19 protein-coding genes are annotated in these 18,982 nt (G+C 69.4%); 11 read left to right on the plus strand and 8 right to left on the minus strand.

The genetic code is table 11. The annotated features are described in order from the left end of the window. Window positions 1–28: 28 nt before the first annotated feature. A complete protein-coding gene (locus tag OO69_RS18850) occupies window positions 29–661 on the minus strand; it encodes a TetR family transcriptional regulator (RefSeq protein ID WP_033281861.1) in 633 nt (210 codons plus the stop codon). Window positions 662–871: 210 nt separating this feature from the next. On the opposite strand from OO69_RS18850, the gene OO69_RS18855 reads away from it, so the two are divergent. From OO69_RS18855 to OO69_RS18865, 3 genes are read left to right on the plus strand one after another with little or no spacing between them, the layout of a single operon-like run. After that, window positions 872–2,239 (plus strand): glycosyltransferase family 4 protein, encoded by a 1,368-nt coding sequence (locus OO69_RS18855; RefSeq protein WP_033281862.1) that lies wholly within the window; start codon window positions 872–874, stop codon window positions 2,237–2,239. Next, window positions 2,233–2,967: a class I SAM-dependent methyltransferase gene (locus OO69_RS18860; protein WP_033281863.1), complete on the plus strand. Its 735-nt coding sequence runs from the start codon at window positions 2,233–2,235 to the stop codon at window positions 2,965–2,967. Before OO69_RS18855 ends, OO69_RS18860 begins: the two co-directional genes overlap by 7 nt. Next, window positions 2,964–4,031: a prenyltransferase/squalene oxidase repeat-containing protein gene (locus OO69_RS18865; RefSeq protein WP_033281864.1), complete on the plus strand. Its 1,068-nt coding sequence runs from the start codon at window positions 2,964–2,966 to the stop codon at window positions 4,029–4,031. Before OO69_RS18860 ends, OO69_RS18865 begins: the two co-directional genes overlap by 4 nt. 145 nt (window positions 4,032–4,176) lie before the next feature. Here the strand turns inward: OO69_RS18865 and OO69_RS18870 are convergent, their stop codons facing one another. Further along, the gene (locus OO69_RS18870; RefSeq protein WP_033281865.1) at window positions 4,177–4,467 is read right to left on the minus strand and encodes a hypothetical protein; all 291 of its coding nucleotides are present in this window, start codon (window positions 4,465–4,467) and stop codon (window positions 4,177–4,179) included. Between the two features lie 127 nt (window positions 4,468–4,594). Here OO69_RS18870 and OO69_RS18875 point away from each other — a divergent pair, with 127 nt between their 5' ends. Continuing rightward, window positions 4,595–5,170, plus strand: coding sequence for a hypothetical protein (locus tag OO69_RS18875; RefSeq protein WP_033281866.1), 576 nt, complete (start codon window positions 4,595–4,597; stop codon window positions 5,168–5,170). 36 nt (window positions 5,171–5,206) lie between these two features. On the opposite strand, the gene OO69_RS18880 is transcribed toward OO69_RS18875, so the two are convergent. The 4 genes from OO69_RS18880 to OO69_RS18895 form a co-directional block, all read right to left on the minus strand. After that, the gene (locus tag OO69_RS18880; protein ID WP_033281867.1) at window positions 5,207–6,211 is read right to left on the minus strand and encodes an LLM class F420-dependent oxidoreductase; all 1,005 of its coding nucleotides are present in this window, start codon (window positions 6,209–6,211) and stop codon (window positions 5,207–5,209) included. A 118-nt stretch (window positions 6,212–6,329) separates the two neighbouring features. Beyond that, window positions 6,330–7,100, minus strand: coding sequence for a DUF5336 domain-containing protein (locus OO69_RS18885; RefSeq protein ID WP_199810981.1), 771 nt, complete (start codon window positions 7,098–7,100; stop codon window positions 6,330–6,332). Between the two features lie 387 nt (window positions 7,101–7,487). After that, on the minus strand, window positions 7,488–7,970 hold the full coding sequence (locus OO69_RS18890; protein ID WP_033281868.1) for a hypothetical protein: 483 nt from the start codon (window positions 7,968–7,970) through the stop codon (window positions 7,488–7,490). A gap of 189 nt (window positions 7,971–8,159) precedes the next feature. Beyond that, the gene (locus tag OO69_RS18895; protein WP_078652472.1) at window positions 8,160–9,068 is read right to left on the minus strand and encodes an N-acetylmuramoyl-L-alanine amidase; all 909 of its coding nucleotides are present in this window, start codon (window positions 9,066–9,068) and stop codon (window positions 8,160–8,162) included. 119 nt (window positions 9,069–9,187) lie between these two features. Between OO69_RS18895 and OO69_RS18900 the strand changes: the two genes are divergently transcribed. Further along, complete coding sequence (locus OO69_RS18900; protein WP_033281870.1) at window positions 9,188–10,159, plus strand: alpha/beta fold hydrolase; 972 nt, start codon at window positions 9,188–9,190, stop codon at window positions 10,157–10,159. 3 nt (window positions 10,160–10,162) lie between these two features. Here OO69_RS18900 and OO69_RS18905 read toward each other — a convergent pair whose 3' ends face one another. After that, complete coding sequence (locus tag OO69_RS18905; RefSeq protein WP_033281871.1) at window positions 10,163–10,813, minus strand: class I SAM-dependent methyltransferase; 651 nt, start codon at window positions 10,811–10,813, stop codon at window positions 10,163–10,165. A 146-nt stretch (window positions 10,814–10,959) separates the two neighbouring features. Then, window positions 10,960–12,693: an MFS transporter gene (locus OO69_RS18910; protein ID WP_033281872.1), complete on the minus strand. Its 1,734-nt coding sequence runs from the start codon at window positions 12,691–12,693 to the stop codon at window positions 10,960–10,962. A gap of 192 nt (window positions 12,694–12,885) precedes the next feature. On the opposite strand from OO69_RS18910, the gene OO69_RS18915 reads away from it, so the two are divergent. The 6 genes from OO69_RS18915 to OO69_RS18940 all read left to right on the plus strand — a co-directional run bounded on the left by OO69_RS18915 (window position 12,886) and on the right by OO69_RS18940 (window position 18,911). Next, a complete protein-coding gene (locus tag OO69_RS18915; RefSeq protein WP_033281873.1) occupies window positions 12,886–14,115 on the plus strand; it encodes a lipid-transfer protein in 1,230 nt (409 codons plus the stop codon). A 112-nt stretch (window positions 14,116–14,227) separates the two neighbouring features. Further along, window positions 14,228–15,802, plus strand: a complete 1,575-nt coding sequence (locus OO69_RS18920; RefSeq protein ID WP_420707892.1) for an MFS transporter — start codon at window positions 14,228–14,230, stop codon at window positions 15,800–15,802. Between the two features lie 74 nt (window positions 15,803–15,876). Beyond that, window positions 15,877–16,425 carry a SigE family RNA polymerase sigma factor gene (locus OO69_RS18925; RefSeq protein WP_033281874.1) on the plus strand — a complete coding sequence of 183 codons (549 nt, stop codon included), beginning with the start codon at window positions 15,877–15,879 and terminating at the stop codon, window positions 16,423–16,425. Window positions 16,426–16,454: 29 nt separating this feature from the next. Then, window positions 16,455–17,261, plus strand: coding sequence for a hypothetical protein (locus OO69_RS18930; protein ID WP_234444473.1), 807 nt, complete (start codon window positions 16,455–16,457; stop codon window positions 17,259–17,261). A gap of 117 nt (window positions 17,262–17,378) precedes the next feature. Next, window positions 17,379–18,332, plus strand: coding sequence for a GNAT family N-acetyltransferase (locus tag OO69_RS18935; protein ID WP_033281876.1), 954 nt, complete (start codon window positions 17,379–17,381; stop codon window positions 18,330–18,332). A 93-nt stretch (window positions 18,333–18,425) separates the two neighbouring features. Continuing rightward, window positions 18,426–18,911, plus strand: coding sequence for a hypothetical protein (locus OO69_RS18940; RefSeq protein ID WP_033281877.1), 486 nt, complete (start codon window positions 18,426–18,428; stop codon window positions 18,909–18,911). The last annotated feature ends 71 nt before the right edge of the window (window positions 18,912–18,982 follow it).

An 18,982-nucleotide genomic window follows, 5' to 3' on the forward strand; every position in this document is an offset into this window, starting at 1 on the left:
TCCCCGGCCCCGCCCGGCTCAGTGAGAATCATCGGTTCCCGGCCGCGCCCGGCTCCGTGAGATCGATCAACCGGCACACCGTCTCGATGTCGATCTTCACCTGGGCGATCGACGCCCGCCCCGAGAGCCAGGTGATCAGCGCCGAGTGCCAGGTGTGCTCGATGACCCGGACCGCCGACAGCTGCTCGGGCGTGGGGTGTTCGAGGCCCATCGCGTCCAGGATGATCACCGTGGTCTGCCTCGACACCTGATCGACCTCGGGGGAGACGCTGCGGTCCGCGAAGGTCAGCGCGCGGACCATCGCGTCGGCGAGATGCGGCTCGCGCTGGAGTGCGCGGAAGGCCCGCATCAGGGTCTCCGCGACCCGCTCGGCCGCCGTGTCACCGCCCGGCGGCTTCTTCCGCAGCGTGCCGTGCATGTGCTCCAACTGGTCCTGCATCGTGGCGACCAGGAGATGCACCTTGGACGGGAAGTACCGGTACAGCGTGCCGAGCGCGACCTGCGAGGACTCCGCGACCTCCCGCATCTGCACCGCGTCGAACCCGCCCCGGCTGGCCAGCTGCGCGCTCGCGTGCAGGATGCGGCGGCGCCGGGCCTCCTGCCGCTCGGTGAGGGGCGGCGAGGTCCGCGCAGTGGCTTCGGGCTTGGCTTGCGCTGGCATGGCTCCCGATCCGTGACTGTCGGTGAGGGCGGGTGATCACACCGATCATGGCAGGGCCTCGGCCGTGGTGTGAATCACCTGATCCACTTCTCACAGCGCCCGTACCGGCCGGTAGATTCAGAACCTCCTGGACGATCAAGTCTGAAACTTGTTCTAGATTAGCGTCCCGGCGTAATCTCGCGGGACAGTGCAGGGAGAAGGGGGCTCAGAGTGACCGCTGAGGCCAGTCAGGCGGGTCCCCAGGAGGACCTGGCAGCCGACGGCGAGCGACCGCTCCGTATCGCACTCCTCACCTATAAGGGGAACCCGTTCTGCGGGGGCCAGGGTGTCTACGTCCGCCACCTCTCCCGCGAGTTGGCCCGCCTCGGCCACCGCGTCGAGGTCATCGGTTCGCAGCCCTACCCCGTCCTCGACGAGGGCTACGACGGCATCTCCCTGACCGAGTTGCCCTCGCTCGACCTGTACCGCTCACCGGACCCCTTCCGCACCCCGAAGCGCGACGAGTACCGCGACTGGATCGACGCCCTCGAAGTCGGCACGATGTGGACCGGCGGCTTCCCCGAGCCCCTCACGTTCTCCCTCCGCGCCCGCCGCCATCTCCGCGCCAGGCAGGGCGAGTTCGACATCGTGCACGACAACCAGACGCTGGGTTATGGGTTGTTGGGGGATGTCGGCGCCCCGCTCGTCACCACGATCCACCACCCCATCACCGTGGACCGGCAGTTGGAGCTGGACGCGGCAGAGAACTGGCGTCAGCGCATGTCCAAGCGCCGCTGGTACTCCTTCACGCAGATGCAGAAGCGCGTCGCCCGCCGCCTGCCCACCGTGCTCACCGTCTCCGGCACCTCGCGCCAGGAGATCATCGACCACCTCGGCGTCCGCGACGACCGCATCCACGTCGTCCACATCGGCGCCGACACCGACCTGTTCTCCCCGGACCCGGCGGTTCCGCAGGTACCGGGCCGGATCGTGACGACGTCCAGCGCGGACGTCCCCCTCAAGGGCCTGGTGTTCCTGGTCGAGGCCCTGGCGAAGGTCCGCACGGAACACCACGACGCGCACCTGATCGTCGTAGGCAAACGTCCGACGGAGGGCCCGGTCGCCCAAGCCGTCGAGCGCTACGGCCTCGAAGGCGCCGTCGACTTCGTGAAGGGCATCTCCGACGCCGAGTTGGTCGACCTGGTCCGCTCGGCGGAGGTCGCGTGCGTGCCGTCGCTGTACGAGGGCTTCTCCCTCCCGGCGGCGGAGGCGATGGCCACGGGCACGCCCCTCGTCGCCACGACGGGCGGGGCGATCCCGGAGGTCGCCGGGCGCGACGGTGAGACCTGCCTGGCCGTACCGCCGGCCGACCCCGGCGCACTCGCGACCGCCCTGAGCCGGCTCCTGGCCGACCCGGCGCTCCGGGCCCGGCTCGGCGCGGCGGGCCGCGAACGCGTCCTGGCCCGCTTCACCTGGGCGAAGGCGGCCGAGGGCACGGTGGCCCGCTACCGCGAGGCGATCCCCGGCCGTACGACTTCTCCCTCCCCCTCTCCGACCAGTGTTACCGGCGTCTCTTCCGAAAGCAGGGCCACGTGCTGACCGTCGACTTCTCCCGGTTCCCGCTCGCCCCTGGCGACCGTGTCCTGGACCTCGGGTGCGGTGCCGGGCGGCACGCGTTCGAGTGTTATCGGCGAGGGGCACAGGTCGTCGCCCTCGACCAGAACGCCGAGGAGATCCGCGAGGTCGCCAAGTGGTTCGCGGCGATGAAGGAGGCGGGCGAGGCCCCGGCCGGAGCCACCGCCACCGCGATGGAGGGTGACGCGCTCCAACTCCCCTTCCCGGACGAGTCGTTCGACGTCGTGATCATCTCCGAGGTCATGGAGCACATCCCCGACGACAAGGGCGTCCTCGCCGAGATGGTCCGGGTGCTGAAGCCCGGCGGCCGCATCGCCATCACCGTCCCGCGCTACGGCCCCGAGAAGGTCTGCTGGGCCCTGTCCGACGCCTACCACGAGGTCGAGGGCGGCCACATCCGCATCTACAAGGCGGACGAACTCCTCGCCAAGATCCGCGAGGCGGGCCTCAAGCCGTACGGCACGCACCACGCGCACGGGCTGCACTCGCCGTACTGGTGGCTGAAGTGCGCGTTCGGCGTGGACAACGACAAGGCGCTGCCGGTGCAGGCGTACCACAAGCTCCTGGTCTGGGACATCATGAAGAAACCGCTCGCCACCCGGGTCGCCGAACAGGCGCTGAACCCGCTGATCGGCAAGAGCTTCGTGGCCTACGCGACCAAGCCGCACCTTCCCCTGGCGGAAGCCAAGTGACCACTCCCCGGACAGAACACCTCGTCCTGCCCGGGGTCCTCACCGCGGAGCAGGCCGCCGCGACCGTCGCCGGCATCCTCGCCGTGCAGCGGGAGGACGGGGCGATCCCGTGGTTCCGGGGCCATCACCTCGACCCGTGGGACCACACCGAGGCCGCGATGGCGCTGGACGCGGCGGGGGAGCACGAGGCGGCGGAGCGGGCGTACAGCTGGCTTGCGCGGCACCAGAACGAGGACGGGTCGTGGTTCGCCGCCTACGCCGACGGTGATGCGCGGGACGTGACCGACCGGGGGCGTGAGACCAACTTCGTCGCCTACATAGCCGTAGGCGTGTGGCACCACTACCTCGCGACCGGTGACGACACGTTCCTGGACCGGCTGTGGCCGAACGTCTTCGCCGCGGTCGAGTTCGTGCTGCGGCTTCAGCAGCCGGGCGGGCAGATCGGGTGGAAGCGGGAGGACGACGGTACGGATACGGCGGACGCGCTGCTGACCGGTTCCTCGTCGATCCATCAGGCGTTGCGGTGTGCGCTCGCCATCGCCGAACAGCGTGAAGAGCCGCAGCCGGACTGGGAGTTGGCGGTCGGGGCGCTGCGGCACGCCATCCGGCGGCATCCTGAACGGTTCCTGGACAAGGACCGGTACTCGATGGACTGGTACTACCCGGTGCTGGGTGGTGCGTTGACCGGTGTGGAGGCCAAGTCCCGGGTGGAGGAGGGCTGGAGCCGGTTCGTCGTGCCGGGTCTTGGGGTGCGGTGTGTCGTTCCCAACCCGTGGGTGACCGGTGGGGAGTCGGCTGAACTCGCCCTGGCGCTCTGGGTGTTGGGGGAGTCCGACCGTGCGTTGGAGATTCTCCAGTCCATTCAGCATCTGCGGGATGCGGAGACCGGGCTGTACTGGACCGGGTACGTCTTCGACGACGACGCGGTGTGGCCTCGTGAGCTGACTACGTGGACTGCGGGGTCGTTGTTGCTTGCGGTGGCTGCGTTGGGGGGCCATGACGCGACGTGTGCGGTGTTCGGAGCGGAGCACTTGCCGTTGGGGCTGGATCCGGATTGTTGTTAGGTGCGGGCCCGGTGGGGGCTGGTCGCGCAGTTCCCCGCGCCCCTTAAAAGCAGGTCGGCCTAAACGGGCCATCTTTTAGGGGCGCGGGGCTGTATTCATTTGCGGCTCCGCCGCGTGGGCGCGACCAGCCCTCACCGGCCGGTGCTTAACGGTGGACCTTGTTGGCGATCGCGTGGCCGATGAACAAGTACACGACCGCTGCCAGACCGTAGCCGCAAATGACCCGCGCCCACGCCTCGTCGAAGGTGAACAGGTCGCGGGACCAGCCGGCGAGCCAGTTGGCCGAGCGGTGGACGAACTGCACGAGGTCGTTCGCGCGGTTGGCGTCCAACAGGTACATCAGAATCCAGAGGGCCAGGATGAGGGCCATGATGTCGGCGATGATCACTATGACGTTGCCGACTGAATTCGAACCGCGTCGGTAGTAGGGGGACATGCCAAGCGGATTGCCGCTTCCGGCCGGATGAAACCCGAACGGCCCCGCCGGGTGGCGCGCGCGCCCGAGCCGGGTGAGGCTGCCGGGGTAAGGACACCCACTCGGGGAGAACACCCCGGAGGACCTCGTGCCCGTACCGATACGGCGCCTCTTCGTGGCGCTCACTCTGTGCTGCGCCCTGCTCGCCGGAGCCACGGCCTGCGGCAGCGCCACCGATGACGCCACGCAGGACACCGCGGCCGTCGTGGCCGCGGCAGCCGCCGCGACCCCGAGCCCCAGCACCTCCGCCGAACGGCAGAAGTTCGCCAAGACCCGCTTCGTCGCGAACGCGGGCCTCGCCGCCGGTGCCACCTACCAGTGGATCGTGAAGCCCTGGAAGGCGGGCAAGTTCAAGAAGGGCGCGAGTGGACGCCGCTTCGCGCTCGTCAAGGCGGGTCTCGCGGGCGCGTTCGCGTACAACCGGCTCAAGGCGGCCACGAAGAACGCCAAGGGTGACCCCACGCTCGCCAAGGCGGTCGCCCCGCTCACCGCAGGTATCGACTCCCTGAAGGACCTGCCGTCCAAGCTCCGCAAGGGCGACTCGACCGATGCCACGGCTGGTTCGTTCGACGACATCATCAACAAGGTCAAGGACGCCGGGAAGAGCGCCGGTGCCGAGGTGACCGACAAGGTGCCGTCGGCGGGCCAACTGGCGGGCGGCTGAAGGTGAGTTGAGCGGCTCCTGGGGCTTCGGCTCTGTCTAGGAGTTCAGCTCCGCCAGTACCCGTAGCGTGTGCGGGTCGGGCGCGAGGGCCAGGAGATCCGTCACCGGGCCCTTGCGCCACAACTCCAGCCGTTCCGCGATGCGTTCACGCGGCCCGACGAGGGAGATCTCGTCGGCGAACGCGTCCGGCACGGCGAGTACGGCCTCCTCCCGGCGGCCCGCGAGGAACAACTCCTGTATCCGCCGGGCCTCTTCCTCGTACCCCATGCGTGCCATCAGGTCGGCGTGGAAGTTCCGGGCCGCGTGCCCCATCCCGCCGATGTAGAAGCCGAGCATCATCTTCACGGGGAGCAGGCCTTCGGCCACGTCGTCGCAGACCTTCACCTGCGTCATGGGCGCGACGACGAAGCCGTCCCGGAAGGCCGTGGTGCCGTAGACCTCCGGTCGACTCGGCGACCAGTACAACGGCAGCCACCCGTCCGCGATTTCGGCCGTCTGTGCCACGTTCTTCGGCCCCTCCGCGCCGAGCAGCACCGGCAGGTCCGAACGGAGCGGGTGCGTAATGGACTTGAGGGCCTTGCCGAGTCCCGTACCGTCCTCCCCCCGGTACGGATGCGCGTGGAACCGTCCCGCCACCTCGACCGGCGCCTCCCGCCGCAGCACCTGCCGTACGACCTCGACGTACTCCCGGGTCGCGGTGAGCGGCGACTTGGGGAACGGCCGCCCGTACCACCCCTCCACCACCTGCGGCCCCGACAGCCCGAGCCCGAGGAGCACGCGCCCGCCGGAGAGATGGTCGAGGGTGAGCGCGTGCATCGCGGTGGTGGTCGGCGAGCGGGCCGCCATCTGCGCAACGGCCGTGCCCAGCTTGATCGTTGAGGTCCGCGCCGCGATCCAGGTGAGGGGAGTGAAGGCGTCGGACCCCCACGACTCGGCCGTCCACACGGAGTCGTACCCGAGCCGCTCGGCCTCCTGGGCCAGCGGCACATGGTCGGCGGAGGGCCCGCGCCCCCAGTACCCGAGTGCGAGACCGAGCCGCATATCGCCTCCAGAGACACCGATCTGACGGTACGTCAGTCAATCGATCGACGGCTGCGACTGTACGACAACGGCCCCCCACCCGGAAGGGCGAGGGGCCGCGGTGAACGCTGGAGGAGACTCAGCCGCGCTGGATCCCCGACGTGTCCTGCAGGACGCCACGACGGCCGTCCTGGGTCTGCGCGACGAGCGCCGGACCACGCTGCTCCACGGCCAAGTACCAGGTACCCGGCGCCAGTTCGGCGATCGGCGACGGCGAACCGTCCTCCGCGAACAGCGGCCGGGCCACCGGCACCGCGAACCAGAACGGCGAGAAGTCCCCGGCCGGAGCCGGCGCGGGCTGCCCGAACGGCTGCGCGGCCTGCGCCTGTTGGGGCGGGGTGCCGTACGACGGCTGCGGCTGGCCGGCGCCCGGGTAGCCGTAACCACCGGGCGGCTGGGCGCCGTAGGGCTGCGGGGCGACGGGCTTGGGGGCCGGGATGAGGGCGGCCTGGAGGGCGGGGACGAGAGGCGTGGCGATGGCGCCGCCCGCCAGGACGAGGGCGGCGATGAAGCCGAGGATGAGGCCGGCGCCGGCGCTGGCGCCGTCGGGGACATCCACGAGGGTCCAGAACAGGGACCAGACCACCAGGACAGAGAACGCGACGCCTGCCTGGCCCAGTTCGATACCCGCGATCTTGCGCGGCTGCGGCAGGGCGCGATTGACGACGATCAGAGCAGCGCCAATGACCCCACCGATGTAGAGGCCCAGGGCGTCGCCGAGATAGTCCCAGGCGGTCGGAGCGTCGCTGTAACCGGCGGCCGTGTAGAAGCTGAGGAACGACGCGATGAAGAGCAATACCGCTGCTCCGATCACCACGCCGTCGCCTCGTGTGAGGGAGCGGATATTCACTTCAGAGATCCTTCATCAGTCGTCTCGTCGTCGGCATCGCTGTCACGCTGTTGCCTTCAGGCCCGGTGCGAAGCGCGGGGATGGCCACTCATCGTACGGGTGACAATATCGCCTGCAAGGTTCGGGTGTCCGCCGCTACGGGGCAGGCTCGGTTACTCGCGCAAGACCCTCACGATGTTGTGCGCCGACTCCTCGTGCCAGGCCCCGCTCACGGGCAGCGGCGTGCTGTCGAGTACCGATCATGCTTGCTGTGTCGGCGGATGACTTGCGAAGCGCCGACGGACCTTGGCCCGTGAGGCGGCCGGGAGTGCTTGTAGCAAACGAAGCGGCTCGCCAAGAGAGGTCTCGGCGAGCCGCTTCGTGTGCAAGCAAGGGTGTCCTGGCCGGCTACTTCTGCGTGTAGGTGAAGCAGACGCCGATGGGCTTGTAAGCCTTCTTGCCCTTCTGGATGGTGCGCGTCTTGCCGTCGATGGACAGCTGTACATCGAACTTCTTGACCGCGTACTTGGTGTGGGCGTTAAGGGTGCCGTACTTACCGCTCGGTACTTCCTTCGCGCCGCTCACCGTGATGCTGTGCGACTTCGTCACGTCCCAGCCGACGCCCGCACTGATCACGCCTTTGGAAGCGTCGATGTGCTTCGAGAGCACGGTGCCGACCGATCGGGTGTCGTCGATGCGCAGTGTCATCTTGCCCCGCCCCGAAGCCGAGGCGATCACCGGCTTACCGCACGAGGTCCCGATGGAGTGGACATTGATCAGCCGCTTGAACTCGATCGGGCCCACGATCTTGGCTGACTTCACGCTCGCGATGCTCGTGTGCTCCGCGCTGGGTGCCGCCTGCGCTGAAGTCGTCATGCCGAGCAGGCCCATGGACAGTGAGGCAACAGCGGCCCCGCGCCGAACTGTTTGGAACTTCAAGTGATCCCCCGTGATCGTAAGTAGGAGGCTTTGACCGCCTCCGGTCAAGATCAGTTGATCAGGGTGAGCTGTGCTGCTGCAACTGATTTGAGGCAGATATGAGGGAGCGGGTGAGGCGCTGGTGATATGCCATCAAAGCACTCAACTCTCCAGGAAACTCACGATTCCCTCAGAGATTCCCTGCGCCGCCTTCTGTCGCCAGGCGCCGTTCGTCAGCAGTGCAGCATCATTGCTATCGCGCATGTTGCCGCACTCGATGAACACCTTGGGAACCGTTGACAGATTGAGACCGCCCAGGTCCTTACGCGTGACGAGACCGGTGCCTTCGCCGATGTAATTGGAGAACTGTTCGCCCGTCGCGCGACGGTAATCGCCCGCGATGCCCTTCCCGAGGACGGCCGAGGGACCGACGATGGCGCGGGTGTCGGCGCCGCCCGCGTGCACGGAGGCCGGCAGGATCACATGGAAACCCCGGTCGCCGACCGGTGCGCCGTCGGCGTGGATGGAGATCGCGGCGTCCGCGTGCGCGTCGTTCCCGAACCTGGCCCGCTGATCGACGCACGGCCCCCAGGCCGGAGAGTCCCCGTCGTGCGTCAACTTCACCGTGACGCCCTGCTTTTCGAGGATCGCCTTCAGCCGGTGGGACACGTCCATCGTGAACTGGGCTTCCGTGTACCCCGCGTTGGTCGACGTCCCGGTCGTGTCGCACTCCTTCCAGTTCGTGCCGATGTCCACCTTGCGGTTGATCTCGGCGCTGTGCTGGAAGTTGGTGACGTTGTGCCCCGGGTCGATGACAACGACCTTGCCCTTCAAGGGACTTGGCCCCGGCGGCTTGTCGTCGTTGGACGCGGTGCCCGTCGGGGACACGGGCGCGCCGGCCGATGCGGGCGATGTGTGGGCCGAGGCGCTGCCTCCCGGGCTGCCCACCGCCTCGTAGACGAACCACCCGATGAGCGCCCCCGGGACCAGCGCGGCCAGCGCCACGGTCAGGGGCCCACGACGGGGACGGCGGGGCTGCGGAGGATCGAAGTCCGGACCTACGTACGACACGGGAGCCACCCTAGCCGCCGCACAGGGCGGGTTTGCTGAAGCGGCAACAGGAGTCGCGCGCCTCCCCGCCCCGGACGGAGGATCGACGGACCAGCCCCCGTCCCGGAGGACTCACGATCATGCTCAAGGAAGCCGTCCACCGACTCGTCCCCGCCCCCGCGGGCCGCATCCACCTGGTGGAACAGGGCACCGGCCCCCTGATCCTCCTGGTGCACGGCTTCCCGGAGTCCTGGTACTCCTGGCGCCACCAGCTCCCGGCACTGGCCGCGGCGGGGTACCGCGCGGTCGCCGTCGACGTACGCGGCTACGGCCGCTCGTCACGCCCGGACGACGTGTCGGCGTACCGGATGCTCGACCTCGTCGAGGACGCCGTGGCGGTCGTGCAAGCGCTCGGCGAACGGTCCGCGGTGATCGTCGGCCACGACTGGGGAGCGGGCATCGCGGCGAACTCCGCCCTCCTCCGCCCCGACGTCTTCCGGGCCGTAGGACTGCTGAGCGTCCCTTACGCGCCCCGCGGCGGCCCGCGCCCCAGCGAGATCTTCGCGGGGATGGGCGGGGACGAGGAGTTCTACGTCTCGTACTTCCAGGAGCGGGGCCGGGCGGAGTCGGAGATCGAACCGGACGTACGCGGCTGGCTGGCAGGTTTCTACGCCGCGTTCTCCGCCGACACGATGCCCGCGCCCGGCACCCCCGACCCGCACTTCGTCAGCCGGGACGGCGGCACCCTGCGCGACCGCTTCCCGACGAAGCGCCCCGCGTGGCTGGGCGAGGCCGAACTGGACGTCTACGCGGGTGAGTTCGAGCGCACGGGCCTGACCACCGCCCTGAACCGTTACCGCAACATGGACCGGGACTGGGAGGAGCTGGCCCGCTACGACGGGGCCCCGATCACCCAGCCGTCCCTGTTCCTGGGCGGCTCCCTGGACGCGTCCACCACCTGGCTGTCCGACGCGATCGCCGCGTACCCGGTGACCCTGCCCGGCCTGCGCGGCTCGCACATCCTGGAAGGCTGCGGCCACTGGATCCAGCAGGAGCGCCCGGCGGAGGTCAACGAGCACCTCCTCAACTGGCTTGCGGACCTGCCGAGTTGACCTTCAGATCCCGGTGCCGGTGCGCCGTAGGACACGGAGGGAGTCGGTCGCCGACACCTCCGTGAACGCGCCGGACTCCAGCGCGCGGAGATACACCCGGTACGGCGCCTGCCCGGTGAACTCGTCCTCCGGTTCCGGGAACACGTCGTGGATCACGAGCAGCCCGCCCTCGGCGACATGGGGGGCCCAGCCCTCGTAGTCCCCGTTCGCGTGCTCGTCGGTGTGCCCACCGTCGATGAAGACGAGGCCGAGGGGCGTGCCCCAGATCCGCGAGATTTGCGGCGACCGCCCCACGAGGGCGACCACGTGCTCCTCCAGCCCGGCCTTGTGCAGGGTTCTGCGGAACGTGGGCAACGTGTCCATCAGCCCGATCTCCGGGTCGACGGTCTCCGGGTCGTGAAAGTCCCAGCCCGGCTGCTGCTCCTCGCTACCCCGGTGATGATCCAGGGTGAGCACGGTGACACCGGCCTCGCGGGCAGCATCGGCAAGGAGGATCGTCGAACGCCCGCAGTACGTCCCGACTTCGAGGAGGGGAAGGCCGAGACGCCCGGCTTCTACGGCGGCGGAGTACAGGGCAAGCCCCTCACCGACCGGCATGAACCCCTTCGCCACTTCGAACGCGGCGAGGATCTCGGGCTTGGGTGTCGGGGGCACAGGGGTCCTTTCGGCGGGTCGTACGCATATGCTGCCGCACCCCCTGCCGAACAATTCGGCAGGGGGTGCGGTGCGGCTTTTGCCTTTAGGGGCGCGGGGAACTGCGCGACCAGCCCCCACGCACCCGCAGAAAACGACGAAACCGACTACGCGCTGACAGTCTCACCGGGCAACGACAGATCAAGGTCAACCGAGACCTCATCCCCGCCGTGCGTCGCGGACGAGGCCAACGGACCATGCCCCGAAGCCCGAGCCGCCAACACATACGCCCCCTGAGACGGCACAGCGAGCACGTAACTCCCGTCCTCCTCGGAGAGCGTCGCCCCAGCCTGCCGCCCCCGCCGATCGATCAACGTGACCTTGGCCCGAGCAACAGGAACCCCGTCCGCACTCAACACCCGCCCCCGGAACCCCCGAAGAACCTCCTCGGCCCGCTCAAGGTTCGCCTCTTCCTCACTGCTGAAGTTCAACTGCGGCGCCCGATTCGGCTTGGGAAGGAACAGCGCCATCAACAGGCCGACAGCAACCGCACCCGTAGCGATCAGGAACGACACGTGGAACCCGTGCATGGTCGGAATCGCAACCCCGCCCACATGGTTCGCGGTATTCGCCAGCACCATCCCGATCACCGCACTGGAGACGGACGTACCGATCGACCGCATAAGGGTGTTGAGCCCATTCGCCGCACCGGTCTCGGACGCCGGCACCGCCCCCACGATCAACGCGGGAAGCGACGAGTACGCGAGCCCGATCCCCGCACCGAGAACGACGGCGATGACCAGGGACTGCCAGGCCGCACTCATGAGGCCGAGCCCCGCGCCGTAGCCGATACCGATGATCAGCATGCCGAGGATCAGGGTGACCTTGGGCCCGTACTTCGCCGACAGACGGGCGTACACGGGCGCCGTGAACATCATCGTCAGGCCGAGCGGGGCGACCAGCAGACCGGCGGTGACCATCGACTGCCCGAGACCGTAGCCCGTGGACTTCGGCAGCTGGAGGAGCTGGGGCAGGACGAGGGAGACGACGTAGAAGGAGACGCCGACCATGATCGAGGCGAGGTTGGTGAAGAGGACCGCCGGACGGGCGGTGGTGCGCAGGTCGACCAGCGGGGCCTTCAGGCGCAGCTCCATCACGCCCCACAGGAGCAGGACGACGGCCGCCGCGGCGAACAGACCGAGCGTGGTGCCGGAGGTCCAGCCCCAGTCGCTGCCCTTGGTGATGGGGAGGAGGAAGAGGACGAGACCCGCGGAGAGACCGATCGCGCCGAGCACGTCGAACGTGCCCTCCGCCCGCATCGGGGACTCCGGTACGACGAGGAGGGTGAGGCCGATCGCGAGGACACCGAGGCCGGCGGCGCCGTAGAAGAGGGCGTGCCAGTCGGCGTGCTGGGCGACGAGCGCCGCGGCGGGCAGCGCGAGGCCGCCGCCGACGCCGATCGAGGAACTCATCAGGGCCATCGCCGAGCCGAGCTTCTCGCGGGGCAGCATGTCGCGCATCAGGCCGATGCCCAGGGGTATCGCGCCCATGGCGAAGCCCTGGAGCGCGCGGCCCGCGATCATCGTGAGCAGGTCGCTGGTGAGGGCGCTGACCAGCGCTCCTACGACCATGATGGCCAGGCTGAGGATCAGCATCCGGCGCTTGCCGTAGAGGTCGCCGAGGCGGCCCATGATCGGCGTGGCGACGGCTCCGGAGAGGAGGGTCGAGGTCAGGACCCAGGTGGCGTTGCTGGGCTCGGTGCTCAGCAGCTGCGGCAGGTCCTTGATGACCGGGACGAGCAGGGTCTGCATCACCGCGACAACGATGCCCGCGAAGGCGAGCACCGGCACGACGGCGCCGGACGGCCTCCGTGCGGGCTGGTCGGTCGACGTGTGCGTCATGAAGTGAGGCCTCCAGGCCTGAGAGGGGGTGGAGCCGGTTGATCCGTGCGGGATAAGTGCACGGTAAACCTCGTATGCACGGGCAACTATTCCGATGCTTCGGCGTACTAACGAATCCTTGACCGTCCCATGAATATCTGACCCGACGTCAGCTCTGGTCATTCGTTGGAACGTGTTCTAATCTCGCCCGCCATGAAGGCCTATGTCGCAGGCGTCGGGATGACGAGGTTCGAGAAGCCCGAGACCCGGGAGTGGCAGTACTGGGACATGGTGCGGGAGGCGGGCAGCGCCGCGCTCGCGGACGCCGGGATCTCCTACGCCGACATAGAACAGGTTCCTATTGGCTACTGCTTCCAGCCCTCGACCGCCGGTCAGCGCGCGGCCTATGAACTAGGTCTCACCGGCATCCCCGTCTACAACGTCAACAACAACTGCGCCACCGGCTCGACCGCGCTGATGCTCGCCCGGCAACTGGTCGAGGGCGGGGCGGCCGACTGCGTGCTGGCGCTGGGCTTCGAGAAGATGAAGCGGGGTGCGCTGGGCGGGGGCGCGGACGGCGGGGACTTCTCCACGTCCCCCGTCGCCCGGCACTACGGCATCATGGCCGCCCGCCACGGCTTCGAGATGACCCCGCCCACCGCCCAGATCTTCGGCGACGCGGCCCGCGAGCACATGGAGAAGTACGGGACGACCGAGGCGCAGCTCGCCGCCGTCGCCGCCAAGAACCACCGGCACTCCGCCCACAACCCGTACGCCCAGTTCCAGGACGTGTACGACGTCGACGACATCCTCGCGGCCCGGGTCGTCCACCACCCGCTCACGAAACTCCAGTGCTCGCCGACGTCGGACGGGGCGGCTGCGGCGGTCGTGGTCTCCGAACGCTTCGCGGAGCAGCGGGAGTTGGGGGCAGGCACGGGTGCGGGTACGGGTGCGGGTAACGGTGGGGGCTCGCTCGTCGAGATCGTCGCCCAGGCGATGACCACCGACACCGAGGAATCCTTCGCGTCCGGCTCGTGCATCGACGTCGTCGGCCAGCCCATGTCCCGGGCCGCCGCCCGCCAGGTCTACGAACGGTCCGGACTCGGCATCGAGGACGTGGACGTCGTAGAACTGCATGACTGCTTCTCGATCAACGAGCTGCTGACGTACGAGGCGCTCGGCATGTGCGAGCCGGGGGAGTCCGGGAAGCTCGTCGAGTCCGGGGGGACGACGTACGGCGGGCGGTGGGTGGTGAACCCGTCCGGCGGGCTGATCTCCAAGGGGCATCCGCTGGGGGCCACCGGGATCGCCCAAGTCGCCGAACTGGTCTGGCAGTTGAGAGGGACGGCGGGGGAGCGGCAGGTGCCGGGGGCCGGGGTGGGGCTCGCGCACAACATCGGGCTCGGCGGGGCGGCCGTGGTGACCTTGCTGCGGGCGGCGTAGGTCCTGTGGGGTAGGTCCTGCGAGGTCGTACGGGGTCCTGTGGTCTAGGACCTACGGCCGTCCCACGACCCGGGCGAAATGCCGATGCAAGGGGCACGGGCCGGTTGGGAGGATGACCACCATGCCCCGAGCCGCTGACGTCTCCCGAATATCCCGCCTGTTCCCCCGCGGCGCCGCACCGCCCGCCTGGCTGGTCGTGGCGCTCGCGTGCGCCGGGCAGTTCCTCGTCGTGCTCGACGTGTCCGTCGTCAACGTGGCGCTGCCGTCGATGCGGGCCGACCTGGGGATGAGCGCGTCCGGGCTGCAGTGGGTGGTCAACGCGTACGCCATCGCCTTCGCCGGGTTCATGCTCCTCGGCGGACGGGCCGGTGACCTCTACGGCCGCAAGCGGATGTTCCTGGTCGGGCTCGCGCTGTTCACCCTGGCCTCGCTGTGCGGCGGACTGGCCCAGGACGGCTGGCAGTTGCTGCTCGCCCGGGCCGTGCAGGGACTGGGGGCCGCGGTGCTGGCGCCCTCGACGCTGACCATCGTCACCTCGGCGGTCGCGGAGGGCGCGGCCCGTGCCCGGGCCATCGCCACCTGGACGGCGGTCGGCGCGGGAGGAGGGGCCGCGGGCGGACTCGTCGGCGGGGTGCTCGTGGACACCCTGTCCTGGCGGTGGGTGCTCCTCATCAACGTGCCCGTCGGCGCGGTGGTGCTGCTCAGCTCCCTGCGCCGGCTCCCGGAGAGCCGGGCCGGGGACCGGCGGCGGCTCGATCTGCCCGGCGCCGTCCTGGTCACGGCGGGGCTCGGCGTCCTGGCGTACGGCATCTCGCAGACCGAGGCCGAGGGGTGGACGGCCGCGGCCACCCTGGTGCCGCTGGCCGCCGGACTCGCGCTGATCGCGCTCTTCCTCGTCGTCGAGGCGCGTACGGCGGCTCCGCTGATGCCGCTCGGGCTGTTCCGGGCGCGGGCGGTGTCGTCGGCGAACGCGGCGATGTTCCTGTCCGGGTCCGCGATGTTCTGCATGTGGTTCTTCATGACCTTGTACGCGCAGAACGTGCTCGGGTACAGCCCGCTGGAGGCGGGGCTCGCGCTGGTGCCGAGTTCGCTGGCGGTCCTCCTCGGCTCCAAGTCGGCGCCCCGTTTCATGCCGGTGCTCGGCGCGCGCAACGTGGCCGTGATCGGGACGCTGCTCGCGGCGGTGGGTTTCGGCTGGCAGTCCCTGATGACGGTGAGAGGGGACTACCTGACCGAGATCATGTTCCCCGGAATCCTGATGATGCTGGGCGCCGGTCTGACCGCTACCCCGCTCGCCGCGCTCGCCACGTCGGGGGCGGCGCCGGGGGAGGCCGGGCTGGTCTCCGGGCTGATCAACACCTCGCGCACGATGGGGGGTTCGCTGGGGCTCGCCGTGATGTCGACGATCGCCGCGGGGCGTACGGAGCGGGCGGCGGGTGGCGGTGCGGGGACCCTGCGGGCGCTGACGGAGGGGTATGCGCTGGCGTTCCGGACGGGGGCGGGGGTGCTGCTCGGTGGGGTGGTGCTGATGGTGGTGTGGCTGCCGTGGGGGAAGGGGGCGGGGGCTTCGGAGGTCGGGGCTGGGGCTGATGCGGGGGCAAGGGCCGGTGCGGGTGCGGGCCCGGCGGTGGCTGCGGAGTCCGAGAGTTCCGCGACTTCCACGACTTCCACGACTTTCGAGAAGTGAGGCAATGGTTTTTTGAGAGGTGAGGCAACGGTTCGGGCGGTTCATGGACTCCTTTAACCATCTAGGAGGTGCCCATGGGGGATCGCAAGCAGGCTCGGGAGGCTCGGGATGACGGGTTCCAGAGCTTTGTCATCGGCCGCTGGCCGCGGCTGATGCGGACGGCATTTCTTCTGACGGGGGAGCAGCACGCCGCGGAGGATCTGGTCCAGTCGACGCTCGAACAGACCTTTGTGGCCTGGCGCAAGGTCGGCTCGGCCGACGATCCGGAGGCGTACGTACGGCGCGTGATGATCAACGCGCACGCACGCAAACACCGCAGACGGCTCAAGGAGTTCCTGGCGCCCAAGGATGACTCGGGTCTGGTGCGCGAGATCGCCGACACCGGTGACCGCATCGCCCAGGCCGACGACCGCAGCGCGCTGTTGCAGGCGCTGGCCCAACTGCCGCCCAGGCAGCGGGAAGCGGTGGTGCTGCGGTACTGGGAGGACTTGACCGAGACACAGACGGCCCAGGCGATGGGCTGCTCGGTCGGCGCGGTGAAGAGCAACGCGGCCAAGGGGATCGCGAAACTCCGCGCCATACCGGGACTCGCCGAGATGGTGACGCAGGGAGGGCGGCAGTGATGAGCGCGGACCGGGAGACGAACCAGACCATGACGGACAGAGACATCGCCCTCCTGCTGGCCGACGCCGCGGACGAGGTCGAGATCGGTATAGCCCCCTACCAGGCGGTGATCCGCGGCGGCCGCCGACGCCGGGCCCGCCGCTGGGCACTCGCCACGGCGGCGGCCCTGGTGATCGTCGGCGGGTCGGGCACGCTCGCGTTGGCCGGGCTGCGTGATGGGAGCGGGGTCGAGGTGTCACCGGCGGTGAAGCAGGAGTCGACCGCGCCGTTGACTCCGGAGGAGCGGAGTGTGTACGAGCCGCGGGGGACCCTGATCGGCATCGGTGAGATCGGCGGCAAGGAGTGGCAGGTCACCGTCGACGTGTGGGGCGCCCCGCGCACCGAAGGGGAGGCCTGGGCCCAGTTCCAGCGCATGAAGGCGTTCGGCGAGGTGCCGGTGGGAATGGACGCGGGCAAGACGTCCCAACTGGTCGGCAAGTACTCGTACTTCACGCGCCGGGCCATCGGGGACGGGAAGGATTCCGTCCTCACGCAGAACTCGGTCGACACGAAGGACGTCATGGCGGGCACCGACCTCGAATCGGTCGCGCTCTCCCTGGACCCGAAGCACACCACCCCGCAGCGCCTGGTGATGGGTCAGGTCGCCAAGACCGCCCAGGAGGTCACGTGCAGTTGGAAGGACGGCAGCTCGACCGTCGCCCGCAGGGTCGCGGAGGGCGCCGACGTCAACAGCGACGAATCGGCGATCCGGCCGGTGGTCGGCTCATCGGACGACTGGTTCGTGTGCGTCGGGCCGGAGGGGACGACGTTCGACTCGGTGAAGGTGACGAAGTAGCGCCGGTGCGGGGAGAGTTCGGGGGTTCGCCCTCAGGGGCGTGACGCGGGGCGGTGGGTGTCGGTGGCCCGGAAAACGGTTCGCCGACCTCGCGCGGCCCTGACACAGTGACCCACCATGACGAACGTCGAGCTTGTCACCGCCGCGGAGTTGCGGCTCATGCAGGGGCTGGCGCAGCGTGTCACCGCCGTCCGCCCGGAGCTGGTGAACGCCGAAGCGATGTTCGGCGAGCTGGCCTGGAACTGGGGCAAGGGCCGCGCCGAGGACGACACGGGCCGACCGCGCCGGCTGTGGCTCTCCGACGGGGAGCTGGTGGCGTGGGCCTGGGCCACCCTTCCGCACCGGGTGCGGCGGAACGACGGTTCGGTGAAGGACGTCACCGAGGCCTGCCTCACGTACCAGGTCCACCCCGACCATGCCGAGCTCATCGACGAGGTGATCGACTGGTACGACGCTACGGCGGCGGGCATCGAGCGGACGGTGATGCCCAGCGCCGCGGACGGATTCGCCCTGAAGCGATGGGCGGCGCACGGCTACGAGACCGACTCGGCCGCGCTCGGCGACACCGGGTCCTGGACCCAGCTGAACGAGCGGGACCTGACGGAGGTGGAACACCCGGTTCTCCCAACGGGGTTCAGGTTCCGCACCGCCGACGAGGCCGGCCCCGAGGCTGCGGTCCAGGCCCACCTCGACGCCTGGTCCCCCTCGGCATACACGGCCGAGAGCTACGAGAGCGTCCGGCGGACACCGGGCTACCGCGGCGACCTGCACATCCTGGTGGAGGCACCGGACGGCACGATGGCCTCCTCGACGATCATGTGGCTCGACGAGGCGAACAGAAGCGCCGAGTTCGAACCGGTCGGGACGCATCCGGAGTACCGGCGGCGGGGGTTGGCGAGAGCGATGCTCCTGCACGGGATGCACCGGGCGCGGGCAGCCGGGGCCACGCATGCGACGGTCGCGTGCCTGGGGGCGCCGGGGCATCCCCGGGCACGGGGGCTGTACTACGGGCTCGGGTTCCGGGAGTTGTCGCGGGATGCGCCGCTTGTGAAGGCCGGGGGTGTGGGCTGAGGAGGGTGTCCGGGTCGGGTCGGAGGGTGCCTCTATGGGGTTCGTCAAGGAAATCGGGCTGCGCTCGGGCGGGCTGGTGGGCAGCATGGCGGGGTGCCGGATCTGCTGTGGGATGACGTCAGGGACTTCTTCGACCCTGAGCTGATGGGTGCCCTGCCGGACGTGTGCGTGGCGGGTGCCTCGGTCGAGGACTGGCAGGTCGTGTTCGACTTGGTTCGGTCGAGCGGATGGACGTGGGAGTACTCGGTGGGCGGAGTCGCCGGGCCACTGCCGTCGGCGGCGGAGGTGTTGTCGCGTCCCGCTGACGCGGAGACGGTCGATCTGCGGGTCTGGCCGGTCCCGGATGTGCTGGTGATCTTCCGGCCGATGGCCGTTGACGAGATCGACTTCGACGTCGACCTTCACGAACTGCGGGGCCAGGCTGGAGTGGACGTTCTGTGCGGCTTCCTGCGCACGATCGGTCGCCGACTGGGCAAGCCGGTGGCCATGACCGCCGAGGGCGATTACGGGAATCCGGTACTCGGGTTCGACCCGGTGATCGACCGCGTGGTGCTGTTGGCGGACCCACCGCCCAGTTGACCGCGACGGCCGGCCGGGACCGGTAGAGGGTGCCGTCCCGGCCCGCTGACACCCCTCCGGATCCGATTCTT

Source organism: Streptomyces sp. NRRL F-525 (assembly GCF_000716605.1).
Taxonomy (GTDB): Bacteria; Actinomycetota; Actinomycetes; order Streptomycetales; family Streptomycetaceae; genus Streptomyces.

What these genes read in the sequence shown, in the direction of transcription:
- OO69_RS18850 (WP_033281861.1), bottom strand. Translation starts at nt 661, where the DNA reads ATGCCAGCGCAAGCCAAGCCCGAAGCCACTGCGCGGACCTCGCCGCCC.
- OO69_RS18910 (WP_033281872.1), bottom strand. Translation starts at nt 12,693, where the DNA reads ATGACGCACACGTCGACCGACCAGCCCGCACGGAGGCCGTCCGGCGCC.
- OO69_RS18935 (WP_033281876.1), top strand. Translation starts at nt 17,379, where the DNA reads ATGACGAACGTCGAGCTTGTCACCGCCGCGGAGTTGCGGCTCATGCAG.
- OO69_RS18925 (WP_033281874.1), top strand. Translation starts at nt 15,877, where the DNA reads ATGGGGGATCGCAAGCAGGCTCGGGAGGCTCGGGATGACGGGTTCCAG.
- OO69_RS18930 (WP_234444473.1), top strand. Translation starts at nt 16,455, where the DNA reads ATGACGGACAGAGACATCGCCCTCCTGCTGGCCGACGCCGCGGACGAG.
- OO69_RS18920 (WP_420707892.1), top strand. Translation starts at nt 14,228, where the DNA reads ATGACCACCATGCCCCGAGCCGCTGACGTCTCCCGAATATCCCGCCTG.
- OO69_RS18915 (WP_033281873.1), top strand. Translation starts at nt 12,886, where the DNA reads ATGAAGGCCTATGTCGCAGGCGTCGGGATGACGAGGTTCGAGAAGCCC.
- OO69_RS18880 (WP_033281867.1), bottom strand. Translation starts at nt 6,211, where the DNA reads ATGCGGCTCGGTCTCGCACTCGGGTACTGGGGGCGCGGGCCCTCCGCC.
- OO69_RS18890 (WP_033281868.1), bottom strand. Translation starts at nt 7,970, where the DNA reads ATGGGCCTGCTCGGCATGACGACTTCAGCGCAGGCGGCACCCAGCGCG.
- OO69_RS18900 (WP_033281870.1), top strand. Translation starts at nt 9,188, where the DNA reads ATGCTCAAGGAAGCCGTCCACCGACTCGTCCCCGCCCCCGCGGGCCGC.
- OO69_RS18870 (WP_033281865.1), bottom strand. Translation starts at nt 4,467, where the DNA reads ATGTCCCCCTACTACCGACGCGGTTCGAATTCAGTCGGCAACGTCATA.